The 15978-nt window shown below is 68.4% G+C and carries 18 protein-coding genes; 4 read left to right on the top strand and 14 right to left on the bottom strand.

The annotated features are described in order from the left end of the window. Together WU80_RS25455 and WU80_RS14445 are read right to left on the bottom strand one after the other, a co-directional pair. On the bottom strand, window positions 1–136 hold a 136-nt coding region (locus tag WU80_RS25455; protein WP_156349793.1), incomplete at its 3' end, for an SDR family NAD(P)-dependent oxidoreductase. Window positions 137–152: 16 nt separating this feature from the next. Beyond that, window positions 153–1253, bottom strand: a complete 1101-nt coding sequence (locus tag WU80_RS14445; protein WP_055405775.1) for a diacylglycerol kinase — start codon at window positions 1251–1253, stop codon at window positions 153–155. A gap of 109 nt (window positions 1254–1362) precedes the next feature. Here WU80_RS14445 and WU80_RS14440 point away from each other — a divergent pair, with 109 nt between their 5' ends. Continuing rightward, complete coding sequence (locus WU80_RS14440) at window positions 1363–2259, top strand: alpha/beta hydrolase (protein ID WP_055405131.1); 897 nt, start codon at window positions 1363–1365, stop codon at window positions 2257–2259. Here WU80_RS14440 and WU80_RS14435 read toward each other — a convergent pair. Then, window positions 2256–2879: a TetR/AcrR family transcriptional regulator gene (locus WU80_RS14435; RefSeq protein ID WP_055405132.1), complete on the bottom strand. Its 624-nt coding sequence runs from the start codon at window positions 2877–2879 to the stop codon at window positions 2256–2258. The genes WU80_RS14440 and WU80_RS14435 overlap by 4 nt on opposite strands. A gap of 165 nt (window positions 2880–3044) precedes the next feature. On the opposite strand from WU80_RS14435, the gene WU80_RS25855 reads away from it, so the two are divergent. Next, the gene (locus WU80_RS25855) at window positions 3045–3170 is read left to right on the top strand and encodes a hypothetical protein (protein WP_156349705.1); all 126 of its coding nucleotides are present in this window, start codon (window positions 3045–3047) and stop codon (window positions 3168–3170) included. A 39-nt stretch (window positions 3171–3209) separates the two neighbouring features. Here WU80_RS25855 and WU80_RS14430 read toward each other — a convergent pair whose 3' ends face one another. From WU80_RS14430 to WU80_RS14415, 4 genes are all read right to left on the bottom strand, one after another. Beyond that, entirely contained in the window at window positions 3210–4634 is a 1425-nt protein-coding gene (locus WU80_RS14430) for an NAD(P)(+) transhydrogenase (Re/Si-specific) subunit beta (protein WP_055405133.1), read from the bottom strand. Then, the gene (locus tag WU80_RS14425) at window positions 4631–4960 is read right to left on the bottom strand and encodes an NAD(P) transhydrogenase subunit alpha (RefSeq protein ID WP_055405134.1); all 330 of its coding nucleotides are present in this window, start codon (window positions 4958–4960) and stop codon (window positions 4631–4633) included. Before WU80_RS14425 ends, WU80_RS14430 begins: the two co-directional genes overlap by 4 nt. A 2-nt stretch (window positions 4961–4962) precedes the next feature. Further along, window positions 4963–6051, bottom strand: a complete 1089-nt coding sequence (locus tag WU80_RS14420) for a Re/Si-specific NAD(P)(+) transhydrogenase subunit alpha (protein WP_055405135.1) — start codon at window positions 6049–6051, stop codon at window positions 4963–4965. Window positions 6052–6278: 227 nt separating this feature from the next. After that, window positions 6279–6740, bottom strand: coding sequence for a nuclear transport factor 2 family protein (locus tag WU80_RS14415; RefSeq protein WP_055405136.1), 462 nt, complete (start codon window positions 6738–6740; stop codon window positions 6279–6281). Window positions 6741–6917: 177 nt separating this feature from the next. Here WU80_RS14415 and WU80_RS14410 point away from each other — a divergent pair, with 177 nt between their 5' ends. After that, window positions 6918–8138 carry an acyl-CoA dehydrogenase family protein gene (locus tag WU80_RS14410; protein WP_055405143.1) on the top strand — a complete coding sequence of 407 codons (1221 nt, stop codon included), beginning with the start codon at window positions 6918–6920 and terminating at the stop codon, window positions 8136–8138. After that, window positions 8131–8955, top strand: coding sequence for a tyrosine-protein phosphatase (locus WU80_RS14405; RefSeq protein WP_055405137.1), 825 nt, complete (start codon window positions 8131–8133; stop codon window positions 8953–8955). The genes WU80_RS14410 and WU80_RS14405 overlap by 8 nt, the downstream gene beginning before the upstream one ends. A 3-nt stretch (window positions 8956–8958) precedes the next feature. Here the strand turns inward: WU80_RS14405 and WU80_RS14400 are convergent, their stop codons facing one another. From WU80_RS14400 to WU80_RS14370, 7 genes are all read right to left on the bottom strand, one after another. Then, window positions 8959–9822, bottom strand: a complete 864-nt coding sequence (locus WU80_RS14400) for an SDR family oxidoreductase (RefSeq protein ID WP_055405138.1) — start codon at window positions 9820–9822, stop codon at window positions 8959–8961. 51 nt (window positions 9823–9873) lie between these two features. Beyond that, window positions 9874–11301 carry an aldehyde dehydrogenase family protein gene (locus WU80_RS14395; protein ID WP_055405139.1) on the bottom strand — a complete coding sequence of 476 codons (1428 nt, stop codon included), beginning with the start codon at window positions 11299–11301 and terminating at the stop codon, window positions 9874–9876. A gap of 129 nt (window positions 11302–11430) precedes the next feature. Next, window positions 11431–12366: an SAM-dependent methyltransferase gene (locus tag WU80_RS14390; RefSeq protein ID WP_055405140.1), complete on the bottom strand. Its 936-nt coding sequence runs from the start codon at window positions 12364–12366 to the stop codon at window positions 11431–11433. Next, on the bottom strand, window positions 12366–13298 hold the full coding sequence (locus tag WU80_RS14385) for a class I SAM-dependent methyltransferase (protein WP_156349706.1): 933 nt from the start codon (window positions 13296–13298) through the stop codon (window positions 12366–12368). Before WU80_RS14385 ends, WU80_RS14390 begins: the two co-directional genes overlap by 1 nt. Window positions 13299–13331: 33 nt before the next feature. Further along, window positions 13332–14273: a class I SAM-dependent methyltransferase gene (locus WU80_RS14380; RefSeq protein WP_055405774.1), complete on the bottom strand. Its 942-nt coding sequence runs from the start codon at window positions 14271–14273 to the stop codon at window positions 13332–13334. A 55-nt stretch (window positions 14274–14328) separates the two neighbouring features. Further along, on the bottom strand, window positions 14329–14979 hold the full coding sequence (locus WU80_RS14375) for a TetR/AcrR family transcriptional regulator (protein WP_055404641.1): 651 nt from the start codon (window positions 14977–14979) through the stop codon (window positions 14329–14331). 2 nt (window positions 14980–14981) lie between these two features. Beyond that, on the bottom strand, window positions 14982–15965 hold the full coding sequence (locus WU80_RS14370; RefSeq protein ID WP_055404640.1) for a pirin family protein: 984 nt from the start codon (window positions 15963–15965) through the stop codon (window positions 14982–14984). Between the last annotated feature and the right edge of the window lie 13 nt (window positions 15966–15978).

Here is a 15978-nt window from a genome sequence, read left to right as displayed (position 1 = left end):
CCGCCTTGCCCTCGTCGTCGAGGATGTCGCCGATCACCACCTTGGCGCCCTCGGACGCCAGCAGCCGCGCATGCTCGGCGCCCATCCCCCGGGCGCCCCCGCTGATCAGCGCAACCTTGCCTTCTACCCGTCCCACAGGGACTCCTTTCGATTTAGGTGCTCACCAAAGTGCTTGGTGCGTAAAGGCCTTTGCCGGTCACCAGCGGCAGGTCCAGCGTCGTGCGGATGCCGGGCGGTGCCGCGATGACGGCGGGAATGGCGTTGACGATGCGACCCGCGGCGCCGGCGATCGCGGCGTGGTTGTGGTCGCCCTTGCGGCTGCTCGGAATGATGTCGACGGCATAAGACGGCTCGCCGGTGATCTCGATGCGGTACGAGCCGTCGCCGGACGCGGGCTGGGGCAGATCGGGTCGCAGGTCCGGCCGCAGCCGGGTCACGTGCTCGATGACGATGGCGGGGTGGCCGTCGACCATGCCGCGGATCTCGAACTGCAGCACGGCCACGGTGCCCTTGGCGACGCGTCCCACCGCGATGTCGAAATCCTCCGGCGCCGGCTCGCGCTGGTAGGACTCGGTGATCTCGTCGACCTCGATGCCCAGCCCGGCCGCCAGCTGACGGATCGCGGTGCCCCACGCGATGGACAGGATGCCCGGCTGCAGCAGCATCGGGATTTCGTCCATGGGTCGGCCGAATCCCATGTAATGCATCACCTCTGCGCCGGCGTAACTGGCGTAGTCGTGAATCTCCATGCAGCGCACCTGCTCGACGCGCTGGCAGGTCCCCGCGAGCGCGAACGGGATCAGGTCGTTCGCGAATCCGGGGTCGACACCGCTGATGAAAATGCTGGAATTCCCTTGCCTGGCAGCGTCTTCGACCCGGCCGATGTACTTCTCGGGCATCACGCCCCACGGGTATTGCAACAGCCCGGGCGAAGAGCCGACGACATTGACGCCGGCGGCCAGGACGCGCATGACGTCGGCCATCGCGTCGGGCAGCCGGGTGTCGCCCATGGCGCAATAGACGACACACTCGGGCTGGGTGGCGAGCAGCGCGTCGAGGTCGGAGACGGCCGTGACACCGGTGACCACACCGGGCTCCAAACCGACGCCGCACAGTTCGCCGGCGTCCTTACCGACCTTCTCGGGGGTGGAGACACACACCGCGGTCAACTCGAACTGGGGGTTGGTGATGAGTTCGGCGAGCGCCAACCCTCCGACGTTTCCGGTACCGACGTGCGCGACGCGGATCGCCATGAGAGTCTCCGTTCGTTGAGCGCTCAAAACTTTTCTAGACAGTAGTCCATTAAATTCGCGGCGCATACCGGCGGACCGGTCGCGGTGACGCGGGCAGAATGACTGACTGATGACACAACGCGAAGACGTCCAGTTCCCGTCCGGGGGCGATCTGATCAGCGCCTGGCTCTACCGGCCGCCGGGCAGTGGGCCCGCGCCGCTGCTGGTGATGGCGCACGGCCTCGCCGGGGTGCGGACCATGCGCCTGGACGCCTACGCCGAACGCTTCAGCGCGGCCGGCTACGCCTGCCTGGTGTTCGACTACCGCAACTTCGGTGACAGCGAGGGCCACCCACGCCAACTGCTCGACATCGGGCTGCAACTCGCCGACTGGGCCGCGGCCGTCGCCTACGCCCGCACCATCCCCGGAATCGACACCGCTCGAATCGCGTTGTGGGGCACGTCTTTTAGCGGCGGCCATGTGATCACCACGGCGGCCCGCCACCCCGACATCGCCGCCGCCGTGGTGCAATGCCCCTTCACCGACGCCAGGGCGTCGATAGGAACGCTGAACCCGCTGATCTTCATGCGCGTCGGCACGCTGGCCGCCCGCGACCTCCTCGCCGCCCGGCTCGGCAAAGCACCGGTGATGGTTCCCGCGGTGGGGCGACCGGGCGAGGTGGCGCTGATGACCACCCCCGACGCGTACCCGGGTTTTTTACGACTGGTGCCCGACGGCGCGGACATCCCTTCGGACGTGGCGGCCCGGATCGCGTTGAAAATCATGACCTATCGGCCCGGGCGCCGCACCCCCGACATCGGCTGCCCGATCCTGTTCTGCGTGTGCGAGGCCGACTCGGTGGCCCCCGCGGCGGCGACGCTGCGCCACGCGGCCAAGGCCCCGCGCGGGGAGATCAAGGTATATCCCGAGGGCCATTTCGCGATCTACGTCGACGAGGCCTTCGACCGCGTGGTGGCCGACCAGCTCGCCTTCCTGGACAAGCACCTGAAGGGCGCGCAAGCCTAGGGCCCGAGGGGTGAACTCGTGCGGATCCCCTCATCCCGGATCAGGCCGCGCAGCAGCGCGGTGCTGAATTCGGCGGCGATCTCCTTGGCGCTGCGACGGCCGCTCGGCCGCAACCACCGGTAGGCGCCGAGCGTCATGCCGATGTAGCCGAGCGCCAGGACGTGCGAATCGCACTGGTAGAACTCGCCGCTGGCGATGCCGCGATCGATGAGCCCGTGGACGTGCTCGTAGACCTGCGTTTCCTTCTCCCGGACCGCGGCCACCTGCTCCTCGGTGAACCACTCGGTGATGTAGGGCGCCTCCTGGAAGTACACGGCGGCCCGCTCCGGGTTGGCCGCGATGCCGGTCAGCAGGCGGACCGTGTACTGGTAGAGCGCCTCACGGGCCGTCCAGGATGGATCGTCGTGGACGGCGGCCAGCGTGCCCTCGGCGGCCTGCTGATAGATGTCGTACAGGATCAGCGACTTGCTGGCGTAGTAGTGGTAGACCGTCGCCTTGTTCAGGCCGATCACGTCGGCGACGTCATCCATCCGGGTGCCGTGGTAGCCGCGGGCGGCGAAGAGCTTGGTGGCGACGGCCAGCAATTCCTCGCGCCGGGTTAGTCCGTTCTCGGATGGCATCTGTACTCGCAATCGTCACTGCCGGGCGGGACGCTGGGGTGCCGGGCAAGTCCAATTATCAATCAACTGGTTGGACAGTTTAGGCAAACGCCGGGTGTCACCCCGACGAGGATGGGACTAGACTCGCCTGAAGAAAGCTCAAGTCGCGACTGGAGGGGTGTCTTCATGGATCCGAGCCCGGACTATGACATGAGCGACGAGATCGAGTTCTTCTTCCGCTACGTCCCGTGGGGCCTGCGCGGCGTCGTCGACGGCAACGGCTACCCGCCGCCCGCCTACCCGCCGGTTTAGACCCTCTGGCGGTGACCCGCAGCGCCCGGCCCCGCCGGTTTAGAGCGCCTTCAGTTCCTCGGCGACCTCCGTCACCGATTTCTTCGCGTCCCCGAACAGCATCGTCGTCCCGTCGGCGTAGAACAGCGGGTTGTCGATCCCCGCGAACCCCGAGTTCATCGACCGCTTGAGCACGATCACCGACTTGGCCTTGTCCACGTTCAGGATGGGCATGCCGTAGATCGGGCTGGAATGCTCGTTGCGGGCCGCCGGGTTGGTGACGTCGTTGGCGCCGATGACGATCGCGACGTCGGTGCGGGCGAATTCGTCGTTGATGTCGTCCATGTCCTTCATCGCGTCGTAATCCACCTCGGCCTCGGCCAGCAGCACGTTCATGTGCCCGGGCATCCGGCCGGCCACCGGGTGGATCGCGTACTTCACCGGCACGCCCTTGTCCTCCAGCAGCGACGCCATGTCCTTGACCGCGTGCTGCGCCTGCGCGACGGCCAGCCCGTAGCCGGGCACCACGATCACCTGGTTGGCGTAGGCCATCTGGATCGCGGCGTCGGCGGCCGAGGTGGCCTTGACGTGCTTGTCGCCGCCGCCGTCACCGCTGGGTGCCACACCGCCACCGCCGAAACCGCCGGCGACGATCGCGGGAATCGAGCGGTTCATCGCCTTGGCCATCAGATTGGTCAGGATCGAACCCGACGCGCCGACGATCATGCCGGCCACGATCATCGCGGTGTTGTTCAGCGCCAGGCCGGCCGCCGCGGCCGACAACCCGGTCATCGCGTTGAGCAGCGAGATCACCACCGGCATGTCGGCGCCGCCGATGGGCAGCACCACCATCAGGCCGAGCACACCGGCGGCGGCCAGCAGGCCGACCATCCACCACAGCGACACCCCACCCGTGCCGGGATGCGCGCCCAGGCCGATGACCACCGCCGCCGCCACCGCCGCAACGAGCAGCAGCACGTTGATGGGTTGCTGGGCCTTCCCGAAGCCGATCGGTGATCCCGAGATGATCTCCTGCAGCTTGCCGAACGCGATGATCGAACCCCAGAACGAGATCGACCCGATGATCGCGGCGAACAAAGACGCCACCACGATGTGCACGGTCGGCGACTCACCATGCTGGAACGCCGAAAAGCCGCTCGTCTCAATGAATTCCGCCAGCGCGATCAGCGCGACCGTGCCGCCGCCCACGCCGTTGAAGAACGCCACCAGTTGCGGCATGGCGGTCATCTTGGTCAACCGCGCCGGCGGGACGCCGAGCAGGACGCCCACCACCAGGCCGGCGATGATCAGCACCCACGACTCGGTGTGCCGGATCTTGATCAGCGTCGCCGTCACGGCCAGCGCCATGCCGACCGCGGCGATCAGGTTGCCCCGCACCGCGGTCTTGGGCCCGGTCAGGCCCATCAAGCCGTAGATGAAAAGGGCGAACGAAACGATGTAGAGGACGGTGACGAGATAGTTCATTTCGCCGCCAGATCCTCGGTCTTGACGGGTGCCACCTTCTTCTTGCCCTTGAACATGCCCAGCATCCGGTCGGTGACGATGAAACCGCCGATGACGTTCAGCGTGCCGAACACCACCGCGACGAACAGGATGATCTGCACGGCCAGCGACGGGTGCTCGACCTCGCCGAACACCACCAGGGCGCCGAGCACCACGATCCCGTGAATGGCGTTGGTGCCCGACATCAGCGGGGTGTGCAGCGTGTTGGGCACTTTGGAGATGACCGCGAACCCGACGAACCCGGACAGCACCAGGATCGCCAGATTGGCCAACAGCTCGTCGTACATGTCTAGGTTCCTTCTCGAGTGACGCAGGACGCCGCGATCACTTCGTCGTCGAAGTCGGGGGCCAGTTTGCCGTCGGTGATCAACAGGTCCAGGAGCGCCGTGATGTTCTTGCTGTAGAGCTCGCTGGCGTGCTCGGGCATGGTCGCCGGCAGGTTCAGCGGCGAGGCGATGGTCACGTCGTGCTTGACGACGGTCTGTCCGGGTTCGGTGAGTTCGCAGTTGCCCCCGGTCTCCCCCGCCAGGTCGACCACCACGCTGCCGGGCTTCATCGACTCCACCGCCGCGGCGGTCACCAGGCGCGGCGCGGGCCGCCCGGGGACCAGCGCGGTGGTGATCACCACGTCGAACCCGGCGATCGCCTTCTCCAGCGACTCCTGCTGTTGGGCGCGCTCGGCTTCGGTGAGTTCGCGGGCGTAGCCGCCCTCCCCGGCCGCGTCGATCCCGAGGTCCAGCCACTGCGCGCCCACCGAGCGGACCTGGTCGGCCACCTCCGGGCGCACGTCGTAACCGGAGGTGCGCGCACCCAGCCGCTTGGCCGTGGCCAGCGCCTGCAGGCCGGCCACGCCGACGCCCAGGACCAGCACGCTGGCCGGCTTCACGGTGCCCGCCGCGGTCGTCAGCATGGGGAAGAACCGGGTCGACTCGGACGCGGCCAGCAGCACGGCCTTGTAGCCGGCGACGTTGGCCTGCGACGACAGCGCGTCCATGACCTGGGCGCGCGAGATCCGCGGGATGGCCTCCAGCGCGAACGCCTGCACGCCGGCCTCGGTGAGCGCGCCGATCGAGTTGTCGGCGTTGCGCGGGGCCAGGAACCCGATCAGGGTCTGGCCGTTGCGCAGCTTGGCGACCTCTTCCTTGGTCGGCGGCGCCACCTTCACGACGATGTCCGCCGACCAGGCGTCCCCGATGCTGGCGCCGGCCTCGGTGTAGAGCTGGTCGGGAAGCAACGCGCCTTCGCCCGCTCCCGATTCGACCACCACCGCGACTCCGCTGCTGATCAGCGACGCGACCGCCTTGGGCACCAGCGCGACGCGCCGTTCGTCGGCCGCGGACTCGGCGACCACCCCTACCGTCGTCTGCGCATCTGTCATGGCGCGTACATCTGCTTTCCCGCACTTTCCTGCCGTTTGACTGTGCCGCTGGCTGGCCGCACGCTTCGCTACCTTAACGCCTGCCGGATTTCGGCCCGGCCGTGCGATGGACCGGGGCCCGATACCCCTGGCGCGGCCGTTCAACTCATCGATGGTTCGCTACCCGCGGCGCGCGCAGTACCGCCCGCCGAGTTGTGGAGTCACACGCCAGCGTTGTGGCCGTCCCGCTACCAGAGCGGGATGTCCCGGCCGTGCTCCGCCGGCGGGCGGGGCCCGAAGTAGCGACGCTCGGACTCGTCGATCCGCACGTCGTTGATGCTGGCCTCGCGGCGGGCCATCAAGCCCGACGGGGCGAACTCCCACAGCTCGTTGCCGTAGCTGCGGTACCACTGGCCGGCCTCGTCGCGGCATTCGTATTGAAAGCGCACGGCGATGCGGTTGTCGTGGAAGTCCCACAAGCTTTTTCGCAACGCGTAGTCGAGCTCGCGCCGCCATTTGCGGGTCAGAAACGCGACGATCTCCTCGCGCCCGACGACGTGTTCGTCGCGGTTGCGCCATTGGGAGTCGGGCGTGTACGCCAGGCTCACCTGGTGCGGGTCGCGGGTGTTCCAGGCGTCCTCGGCGGCCTGCACCTTCTGCAGCGCCGTCTCGCGGGTGAACGGGGGGAACGGCGGACGGGATTCGCTCATGGCTCCCATGGTGCGCGACGGGAACCGCGACCGCCCGCCACACCGCGAGACTGAAACCACGCACACCCTTCACGGCGTTTCGTGTGCGAGGTTTCAGTGTCGCGAAGGTGAACCATTGAGGCTCGCCATGTGGGCCGTCCTGACACGTGTCCTATCGTGACGGTCATGGACTTCGCGATGTCGGCCAAAGCCAACGACTACCACAAGCGACTGTCCGACTTCATGACCGAGTACGTCTTTCCGGCCGAGGCCGAATACGACAAGTACCGGCACGAGGCCGGCCCCAGCGATCACACCGTCCCGCCGGTCATCGAGCGGCTGAAGGCCAAGGCCAAAGAGCAAGGCCTGTGGAACCTGTTCCTGCCCGCCGAGTCCGGCCTGACCAACCTCGAGTACGCACCGCTGGCCGAGCTCACCGGCTGGAGCCTGGAGATCGCGCCCGAGGCGCTCAATTGCGCGGCGCCCGACACCGGCAACATGGAGACGTTGCACCTGTTCGCCACCGAGGAGCAGCGCAAGCAGTGGCTGGAGCCGTTGCTGAACGGCGAGATTCGCAGCGCCTTCTCCATGACCGAGCCGGCGGTCGCCAGCAGCGACGCGCGCAACATCGAGACCTCCATCGTGCGCGACGGCGGCGACTACGTGATCAACGGGCGCAAGTGGTGGACCTCGGGCGCGGCGGACCCCCGGTGCAAGATCCTGATCGTGATGGGCCGCACCAACCCGGAGGCGGCCAGCCACCAGCAACAGTCGATGGTGCTGGTGCCCATCGACACCCCGGGCGTGAACGTGGTTCGGTCGACGACCGTCTTCGGCTACCAGGACCAGCCCGGGCACTGCGAGATCATCTACGACAACGTCCGGGTACCGGTCACCAACCTGCTCGGCGAAGAGGGCGGGGGTTTCGCGATCGCCCAGGCCCGGCTCGGTCCCGGCCGGATCCACCACTGCATGCGCGCCCTCGGCGGCGCCGAACGCGCGCTGGCCCTGATGGTGGACCGCGCCCGCAACCGGGTGGCGTTCGGCCGGCCGCTGGCCGAGCAGGGCGTGGTGCGTGAGGCAATCGCCAAGTCGCGCAACGAGATCGACCAGGCCCGGCTGCTGTGCGAGAAGGCGGCGTGGACCATCGACCAGCACGGCAACCGCGCCGCTCACCTGCTGGTCTCGCAGATCAAGGCGGTGGCGCCACAGGTGGCCTGCGATGTCATCGACCGCGCGATCCAGGTCCACGGCGCCGCCGGCGTCAGCGAGGACACCGTGCTGGCCCGGTCCTACGGCTGGCATCGGGCCATGCGCCTGTTCGACGGCCCCGACGAGGTGCACATGCGGACCATCGCGCGCGCCGAGATCGGCCGGGAGAAGTCCCCGCTCGCCGCGGCGGTCACCGCACATGACTGAAACCCTGCGGGAGCTGTCCGGCGCGTGGAACTTTCGCGATGTCGCCGACGAGACGCCGGGGCTTCGGCCCGGCCGGCTGTTCCGGTCCGGTGAGCTGAGCCGCCTCGACGACGAGGGCCGCGCGACGCTGCGCGAGTTGGGTATCACCGACGTCGCCGACCTGCGCGCCGCACGCGAGGTGGCCCGCCGCGGCCCCGGCCTGGTTCCCGACGGCGTCCAGATCCACTTGTTGCCCTTTCCCGACCTGGGCGACGAGGAGCCGAGTGAGGACGAGGCGCCACACGAAACCGCGTTTCGGCGGCTGTTCGAGAACGATCCCGACCAATCCGACGAAGCCGTCAACGAGGCCGCCGTCCGGCACATGATCGACGAATACCGGCAATTCCCGTTTCGCAACGGGGCGCAACGCGCTGTGCAGCATGTCTTTTCGTTGCTGGCGGCCGGGCGTCCGGTGCTCACCCACTGCTTCGCGGGCAAGGACCGCACCGGTTTCGTGATCGCCACGGTGCTGGAAACGGTCGGCGTCGATCGCGACACCATCGTCGCCGACTACCTGCGCAGCAACGCCGCGGTACCCCAGCTGCGGGACCACATCTACGAGATGATCCAGCAGCGTTCCGACGTCGAACTGACCCCGGAGGTCGTCACGTTCACCAAGGCGCGGCTCGCCGACGGTGTGCTCGGCGTGCGCCCGGAGTATCTGGCCGCGGCGCGCCAAGCGATCGACGAGGCCCACGGCTCGCTCGACGCGTACCTGCGGGACGCGGGCATTGCGCAGGCGGATGTGGACCGCCTGCGCAACGAACTGCTTGCCTAACCGCTACCCGAGCTTGAAGTTGGCCGGCTGGGCCGCCGAGAGGTCGTCGATCTGCAACCAGTGCGAGGCGACGTCCTCGACCGTGGGCGGCTTGTCGAAGTTGGCGCCCTCGTTCTGGAACAGCGCCACCCGCTGCACCTTCCCGCCGCCGACCACGAAAACCGAAGCGGTGTTGGGGTTTTCCTCGGTGCACAGGTAGGCCACCACCGGCGCGACGTACTCGGGCGTCAGCTTCTCGAGCACCTCCTTGGGCAGGATGTCCTCGGTCATCCGGGTGGCCGCGATCGGGGCGACGGCGTTGGCGTGGATGTTGTACTTCGCGCCCTCCTGCGCCAGCGTGTTGATCATGCCGACCAGGCCGAGCTTGGCGGCGCCGTAGTTGGTCTGCCCGAAGTTGCCGAACAGGCCGCTGGTGGAGGTGGCGACGACGACCCGGCCGTAGCTCTGCTCGCGGAAGTGCGGCCACGCGGCGCGCAGCACGTTGTACCCGCCGTACAGGTGCACCTTGAGCACGGCGTCCCAGTTCTCGTAGGTCATCTTGTGAAAGGTGCCGTCGCGCAGGATGCCGGCGTTGCTCACCACGCCGTGCACGGCGCCGAATTCGTCGAGCGCCGTCTTGATGATGTTCTCGGCGCCCTCGGGGTCGGCGACGCTGTCGTAGTTGGCGGCCGCCCGGCCACCCGCGTCCTTGATCTCCTTGACCACCTCGTCGGCCATGTTGTGGCCGGCACCGGTACCGTCACGCGCACCGCCGAGGTCGTTCACGATGACGCTGGCGCCTTCGGCGGCGAGGGTGAGGGCGTATTCGCGGCCCAGCCCTCCGCCGGCTCCGGTGACGACGATGACGCGATCCTGCACTCCGGGCATAAGGTTCCTCTCTAAGTGTGAAAAGTGCTGCCTAGCAGGTGATTCGAATGATCAGAACATCCTGCGGGCCATCTTCATGGCGCGCTCGGTGTACGGCGGGTAGATGAAGCTGGACAGGTCGGGCCGGGTGGGCTTGGTGAGCACCGACTTGCGGTGGCTGAACTCCTCGAAGCCGTACCGGCCGTGGTAGGCGCCCATCCCCGACGCGCCCACACCGCCGAACGGGAGCTTGGCCGTCGACACCTGGAAGGCCAAGTGGTTGACCAGCATGCCGCCGGCCGGCACTTCCTTGATCACCCGCTCGCGGGTTTCCCGCGTCTTGGTGAACAGGTAGGCCGACAGCGGCTTGGGTCGCGCGTTGATGAAACGTATTGCGTCATCCAGGGATTGGACCGTCACCACTGGCAGCACCGGCCCGAAGATCTCGTTCTGCATCAGCGGGCCGTTCGGGTCGGGGTCGACGACGACGGCGGGCTGGATGCGCAGGCTCGCCGCGTCGCACGCCCCGCCGACGGCCACCTTGCCGTCCCCGCTGGCGAGGTAGCCGCTGATCCGGTCGAATTGACGCTGGTTGACGATCCGCATCCCGTTGGGCTTGTCCGAGGTGAACTTCGTGATGGCGGCGCCGATCTTGCTCACCAGTTCGTCGCGAATCTTGGCGTCCGCCAACACATAATCGGGGGCCACGCAGGTCTGCCCGGCGTTCAGCAGCTTCATCCAGGCGATGCGCTTGGCCGCCACGTCCACGTCGGCGTCAGCCGCCACGATCACCGGGCTCTTGCCGCCGAGCTCCAGCGTGCACGGGGTCAGGTGCGGCGCGGCGCCCTCGTAGACCTTGCGACCGATCTCAGTGCCACCGGTGAACAGCAAGCGGTCCAGCCCCTGCGCGATCAGCTCCTGGCTGACCGAACCGTCGCCCTCGACCACCGCGATGGCGTCGCTGTCGAGGTACTTGGGCACCAGCTCGGCCATCAGGTGCGCGGACGCCGCGGCGATCTCCGAGGGCTTGAGGATCACGGCGTTGCCCGCCGCGATGGCGCCGACCGCGGGGCCCAGGGTCAGGTAGAACGGGTAGTTCCACGCGCCGATGATCAGCACGGTGCCGTACGGCTCGTATTCGATCCAGCCGCGGCCGGGCAGCTGCGGCACCTCGAGCAGCTGGTAGCGGCGACGCGTCCACCTGCGCACCCGCTTGGCCGCGTACTTCGCCTCGCCGGCGGTGGTGGCGATGTCGGCGATGAACGCCTCGAACGGGCTGCGGTCCAGGTCCTCGGCGAGAGCGTCGGCGATGGCCGCCTCGTTCTCCTCCATCAGCTTGGCCAGTTGCAGCAGTTGCCGCTTGCGCCACTCGATGTCGCGGGTGCGCCCGGTGGCGAAGGTCTTGCGGAGCCGGGCCACCGTGGCGGGAACGTCGACCTGCTGCGCGGTCGGCGCGCCATTGGTGACGGATGTCTTGGGTGTAACCGATTCGGTGGTCATCGTTGTCCTTCCCCTGCTTCGGTCATCCCGAGGGGCGCCCGCCGCTGGCCGCGCAAGCGCTCATGGGTGATAACCGCGATCCTAACCATCCGGTTGGGAGAGCAGTAGAAAGGCTCTGGCTGCGGCAGCTCAGGGTTTGGTAGCGGTCACATAGGTGACCACAAACGGCCGGCCCTCGGGCTGCGGGTCGCGTCCCAGCCGGAGCGCCTCTTCGTGCCCGTCCACCACCCCGGTGCTCCAGCCGTGCGCCGTGAACCAGTCCGCACAGTCGGGCCGCTCCCCGTCCTCGAACCACAAGTCGAACGGGTTGAACGAGATGTCTTGGCCACGTGCCTCGCGCTTGGCGCGCAGTTCGGCGAACCTCGCCTCGGCTTCGCGGCGCTTGGCCGGGTCGATGCCGAAGTTCTCCACCGAGACGCGGCTGCCCGGCGCGCTCAGCCCGTCGATCGCGACGAACAGGCGTTCCTGCGCCGCGGCCGGCAGGAACGGCAACAACCCTTCGGCCAGCCACGCCGTCGGCTCGCTGGCGTCAAAACCCTTGTCGCGCAACGCCTGCGGCCAATCGTGCCGCAGGTCGGCCGGCACCGGCCGCAGGTCGACGACCGGCGTGGCGCCGTAGTCGGCGAGCGTCTCGGTCTTGTACTCGAGCACCTTGGGCAGATCGATCTCGTACACGACGGTGCCGGCCGGCCAATCCAACCGGTAGGCGCGGGAATCGAGCCCGGCGGCCAGCAGCACCACCTGCCGGATGCCGGCCTGGGCGGCGGCGGCGAAGTACGCGTCGAAGAAATGGGTCCGCACGGCCTGCGAGTCGATCATGTTCTGGGCGCGGACCGAGTAGTCCCCGTCTCCCGGGTCGTCATCGCCGTCCGGTTCCGTCCACCACGCGGCCACCTGCTCGCGGACTCCGGCCAGTTCGGGTGTGGAGACCAGCGGCTCGGCGAACGGGTCGCGGATGAGTGGTTGGTCGCTGGCGGTCTCGGCGGCGCGGGCCAGGGCGACCATCACGGCGGTCGCTCCGACGCTGGTGGCGATGTCCCAGGAATCGTCCAGCGCGCGCGGCATTACAGCCGCTCGGCGATGACGAAGTCGGAGAACGCGTCCGTGTCGTCGGCCATCGGGATGTTCTCGATCAGGCGACCCAGCCGGCGCATCGCGTCGATCGAATGCTCGGCCGTCGCGCGCCAGCCGTGTTCGTCGAGCCACTTCGCGACGTCGGCGCGGTGGTCGTCGCGGTACATCAGCTCCCCGACGTCGACGGTCTCTTCGATGCCGAGCTCGTCTGCGACCTTGCGGAACCGCTCGCGCATCTGCTGCCGGCGCTCGTCGGCGTGGTTGGGTGCGGTTTCGGCCGAAACCCGGCTGCCGGCCGGGCTCAACTCGCCGATCAGGGTGAAGAGCCGGTCCTGCGCCTCGGCCGGCAGGTACATCAGCAGCCCCTCGGCCAGCCAGGCCGTCCGGGCCGTCGGGTCGAAGCCCGCGTCGCGCAGCGCGGCCGGCCAGTCCTGCCGCAGGTCGATGGCCACCTCGCGGCGCTCCGCCGACGGGGTCGCGCCGTTTTCGGCCAGGGTGGTGGCCTTGTACGCCAGCACCTCGGGCTGGTCCAGCTCGTACACCGTGGTGCCGGCCGGCCAATCCAGGCGGTAGGCGCGCGAGTCCAGGCCCGAGGCCAGGATCACCACCTGCCGGATCCCGGCGGCGACGGCGTCTTTGAAGTAATTGTCGAAGAAGTGCGTGCGCACCGCCTGATAGCTGCGCATGTGCTCGAGGTGCGCCGCGGAGTCGGCGTCGAGGGCCTCGATCTTGGCCGCCACCTCGGGGTCGAGCATGTGCTCCCACAACACCCCGGCGCCGGCGTTGGTGACCAGCAGTTTGGCGTACGGATCGCGGATGAGGGCGTCGGGCCGCTCGGTTTCCACCGCCCGGGCGGCGGCCACCATCACCGCGGTGCTGCCGACACTGGTCTTGATGTCCCAGGTGTCATCGTGCGTGCGCAATGAGCTCATCGGGTTGCTCCTTGGGTGTGGAAGTCAGTCGGTCGGCTCCCCGAGACGCGCCCGCAGCAGCACGCTGCGCACCGCTTCCTCGGTGAGGTCTTCGGGTACCGGGCGGCCCAGCCGGGCCATCTCCTCGCGGTTGTCCACGATCTGCACCTGCCAGCCGTGGTCGGTCAGCCATTGGTCCGCGTCGGAACGGTCCGGCTCGTGATACGTCAGCGCCTGGACGTTGACGTCCAGGCCGAGCCGCTCGCGCATCCGCTGCCAGCGCGCCGAATTGCTTCGCGAGTTCATGCCGAACGCCTCGATGGCCACCTGGCTGTCCGGGGCGCTGAGCGCGGTGAACATCTCGAACAGCCGGTCCTGCGCGTCGCTCGGCAGGTAGGGCAGCAAGCCCTCGGCCAGCCAGGCGGTCGGTTGCGCGCGGTCGAATCCCGCGGCGGCCAGGGCCGCCGGCCAGTCGTCGCGCAGGTCGACCGGAACCGGGCGGCGGTGGGCGCTCGGGGCCGCCCCATGCTGCTGCAGGACGCCCGCCTTGTACTCGAGCACCTTGGGCTGGTCGATCTCATACACCGCGGTGCCGGCCGGCCAGTCGAGGCGGTAGGCCCTCGAGTCCAGGCCGGCGGCCAGGATGACCACCTGCCGGATGCCGGCCCGGGCGGCGCTGTCGAAGTACTCGTCGAAGAAGTGGGTGCGCACGGCCTGGTAGTCGATGCCGATGCGATGCGCGCGCCGCCCGTGGTCGTCGCCCTCGAGCCAGCCCAGTTCGGGATCGGCGAGGCGGGCCCAGGCCGGACCGGCCGACGCGACCAATATCGGCGCGAACTCGTCGCGGATCAGCGGGTCGCTCCCGGCGGTCTCGGCCGCGCGTGCCGCCGCGACGCCCAGGGCGGTGGCACCGACGAGTTCGGTGATGGCCCAGCTGTCGCCGGCGGATCTCAAGGAGGGCGGTAACGGCGCGTCCAGATCAGTCATGACCCGACCATGTTACCGGGATAAGTTAGTTAGCCTATACGCTTTGTGCGCAACTTCACTGCACGTCCGGCTGGGACTCGGGGCGTTGCAGCGCTCCTTCGACGAGCCGGCGCAACACTCCGGTGATGGCGAGCAGGGCCTCGGGGCTCTGGACGTAGCCCGCGTACAAACCCACCCCGCACATCAGGACGAGTAGCGCCTCGGTCAGCGCCGTCGCATCGACGTCGGGGGCGATCTCGCCGCGCTCGATGGCATCCTTGGTGACCCGGGTGAGAAAGTCCCGCGCGATTCGCACGGAGTCGTTTTCGGTGGTGTTCCATTCCGGGTGGCGCTGCGACTCGAGCACGCCGGTGATGATCAGGGCCGACCCGGCGGGATTCTCGTTATTGGCGCGCACCGCGGAGGTGATGAATGCCGTCAGCTGGCCGGCCAGCGTCGTTTCCCGGTCCGCCTCTTTTATGCCGACACCGATGACGGCTTCGTTGGTCTGGTCCAGTACTTCGCGATACAGGGCGCGCTTGCTCGAGAAGTAATGGTTGATAGCCGGCCGGGTCAGATCGGCGCGGGCCGCGATCGCCTGGAAGGTCGCGCCGTCGTAGCCACGTTCGCTGAACACCAGGCGGGCGGCCTGCATGATTCGCTGTCGCGTCTCGTCCGCTTTCGCGGCAGGGGGGCGTCCTGGCCTGCGGCTCACCCCTGACGACATCGTTAAAGTGTGCCATCGCCCCGGTGCGGCATTAGCGCATTTGGCGGAATGCTCCCGAATTTGCCGGCCTGATAGTCCTGCACCGCCTCGACCAATTCCGCCCGCGAGTTCATCACGAAAGGCCCGTAATGGAATACGGGCTCGCGAATGGGTTGGCCGCCCAGCAGCAGCACGTCCATCGCCGTCGTCCGCGACGACTCCTGCACTCGATTGGCGCCCAGGGTGATTCGGTCACCGGGGCCGAGCACCGACAATTGGCCCGCGCGAATCGGGTGAGCGACCGGGCCGACGTATCCGCCGCCGGACAACACGTAGACCAACGCGTTGAAATCGCGGCGCCACGGCAGGCTGAGCCGCCCGCCGTTTTCAATCGTGGCGTGCGCGAGCGTGATCGGCGTGTGGGTGATGCCCGGACCCCGATGGCCGTCGACCTCGCCGGCGATGATGCGGACCAGCGCCCCGCCGTCGTCGGAGGCGATCAGCCTCGCGTCGGTGCCCTCGATGGCCTGATAACGGGGCGGTGCGAACTTGTCTCGCTTGGGCAGGTTCACCCACAGCTGGATGCCGTGAAAGAGGCCCCCGCTTTCGACCAGTTCGGCGGGCGGCGTCTCGATGTGCAGGATCCCGGACCCGGCGGTCATCCACTGGGTTGCACCGTCGGTGATCAGGCCGCCACCACCGTGGGAGTCCTGGTGGGCGAACTTGCCGTCGATCATGTAGGTGACCGTCTCGAACCCGCGGTGCGGGTGCCAATCCGTGCCCCTCGGCTCGCCCGGCTCGTAGTCCACCTCACCCATCTGATCCATGTGCACGAAGGGATCCAGGGCCGCGGCGCTCACCCCGGCGAAGGCGCGGACGACGGGAAAGCCCTCGCCCTCGTAGCCGCGCGGCCCGGTGGTGATCGACCGCACGGGGCGTTCGGTGTCGGTGGGGCCGGCGGCGCCGACGCGTGGCAATGTCAGCGTGTTTGCGGTGATGGCGGGCATGTGACCTCCGTGA

It is taken from the genome of Mycobacterium sp. UM_11 (assembly GCF_001414075.1).
Lineage (GTDB): Bacteria > Actinomycetota > Actinomycetes > Mycobacteriales > Mycobacteriaceae > Mycobacterium.
This window is presented reverse-complemented; position numbering and strand designations above follow the sequence as displayed.